The organism is Microcystis sp. LE19-41.2A, assembly GCF_027530405.1.
In the GTDB taxonomy this organism is placed as follows: domain Bacteria; phylum Cyanobacteriota; class Cyanobacteriia; order Cyanobacteriales; family Microcystaceae; genus Microcystis; species Microcystis aeruginosa.
Window position 1 is genome coordinate 1 of sequence record NZ_JAPZQJ010000170.1, and the last position, 1459, is coordinate 1459.

The window sequence follows — 1459 nt, forward strand, 5'->3', positions numbered from 1 at the left end:
TTGTACCAAGCGATGTACTACAAGAAGGATAATGCAAGGTTTTTGAACGTCCCAATCCTATTTTCGCAGCACTAACATCGGACTTTAACAGGTCAAAAGCTTTATTTTAAAAGGGTTTTACCATTATTCAGCAAACCCTAAATAAAAGCAATCTGCTGACTACTGACTCCCCAGACTCCTGACTCCCCAGACTCCTGACTTGAAAGAGGGTGTAGGGTGTGGGGTGTGGGGTGTGGGGTGTAGGGTGTAGGGAAGGAAACCTCTTTCATCTGTGGGGGTGAAAATTTTTTCATCGGGACTGACTCCTAATCCCAGCAACAAACTTTTTCAGTAAACCCTAATTAGAGATTTTTCAGTACAAAGGCTCTAAAATGGCCAGTGCCAGTTATTGGCCAGAAGACTTGTTTTTTCGGTCTTGTGGCTTTATCATGGGTACTGTGTGGTGTGTGTGATGTGAAGGAGTAAGATGACTGCTAATAGCCAACTTATCTCCGTCAAGGCTCTACAAGCTTTGATGAAGCGAGGGTTCAAACCTTCGGTCTCTGGTAGACGGCATCAAAAATCTTGGTTAATAGCTTTAGACGGCGATACCTCAAAACGATTATTCGATATCGTTTTCTCCCTATCGGTTCTAATTTTCTTTTCGCCGCTTTATTTAATCTTAGCCTTATTGATCGCGATTAGTTCCCCCGGTCCGGTCTTCTATGTGCAGAAGCGCGTCGGTCAAAACTTCCAGCATTTCAACTGTATCAAGTTCCGTACTATGGTAATGGATGCTGATAAGGTGTTAGAGAGACTGATGGAAGACTCTCCCCAACTGCGGGCAGAATTCGAGGATAATTTCAAGCTTAAGGACGATCCTCGCATAACTTGGATTGGCAAATTTCTCCGCTTAACCAGTTTAGACGAGTTTCCCCAATTCTGGAACGTCCTGCGAGGAGATATGAGCGTCGTCGGTCCGCGGCCTTTAGTTCCCGAAGAATTGCAGAAATATGGCAATCGCATCGACAAAGTTTTAACTATTCGCCCCGGTTTGACTGGTTTATGGCAAGTTTCGGGACGTAATGACATACCCTATCCCCTGCGGGTGCAGATGGATGTGTATTACGTTAATTCGCGTAACTGGTTAACTGATATCTGGGTAATCTTCAGAACTATCGGTGTTGTGGTTTTTCCCAAAAATAACGGTGCTTACTAAAGCGGTGAATAGTAAAAAATTACTCACTGCTGTTTCAATGTAATTAATCGCTAGACTGGAGGAGAGAAGGGGAGAACTTGCTTTTTTCTCCTCTTTTTTTGAGAAATATTATGACAGTAATTAGGGTCTGCTGAAAAAGTTTTTCCTAGGGGCAGGGTGTAGGGTGTGGGGTGTGGGGTGTGGGGTTTTACCGATTTTGAGGGGGTCAATTACCTAATTTTCAGGGAAAAAGTCCCTGAATTTCCCCCTGATCACTCCCAT

Annotated in this window: 3 protein-coding genes; 1 reads left to right on the top strand and 2 read right to left on the bottom strand. The window is 43.9% G+C overall.

From position 1 onward, the window contains the following. Positions 1 to 137 precede the first annotated feature (137 nt). Positions 138 to 293 carry a hypothetical protein gene (locus O9290_RS07180; protein ID WP_288027648.1) on the bottom strand — a complete coding sequence of 52 codons (156 nt, stop codon included), beginning with the start codon at positions 291 to 293 and terminating at the stop codon, positions 138 to 140. A 173-nt stretch (positions 294 to 466) separates the two neighbouring features. On the opposite strand from O9290_RS07180, the gene O9290_RS07185 reads away from it, so the two are divergent. After that, a complete protein-coding gene (locus O9290_RS07185) occupies positions 467 to 1198 on the top strand; it encodes an undecaprenyl-phosphate galactose phosphotransferase family protein (RefSeq protein ID WP_002760967.1) in 732 nt (243 codons plus the stop codon). A 50-nt stretch (positions 1199 to 1248) separates the two neighbouring features. Here O9290_RS07185 and O9290_RS07190 read toward each other — a convergent pair whose 3' ends face one another. After that, the gene (locus tag O9290_RS07190; protein WP_196219852.1) at positions 1249 to 1407 is read right to left on the bottom strand and encodes a hypothetical protein; all 159 of its coding nucleotides are present in this window, start codon (positions 1405 to 1407) and stop codon (positions 1249 to 1251) included. Between the last annotated feature and the right edge of the window lie 52 nt (positions 1408 to 1459).

Coding starts and splice junctions, on each gene's coding strand:
- O9290_RS07180 (WP_288027648.1), bottom strand. CDS start 293: ATGAAAAAATTTTCACCCCCACAGATGAAAGAGGTTTCCTTCCCTACA.
- O9290_RS07185 (WP_002760967.1), top strand. CDS start 467: ATGACTGCTAATAGCCAACTTATCTCCGTCAAGGCTCTACAAGCTTTG.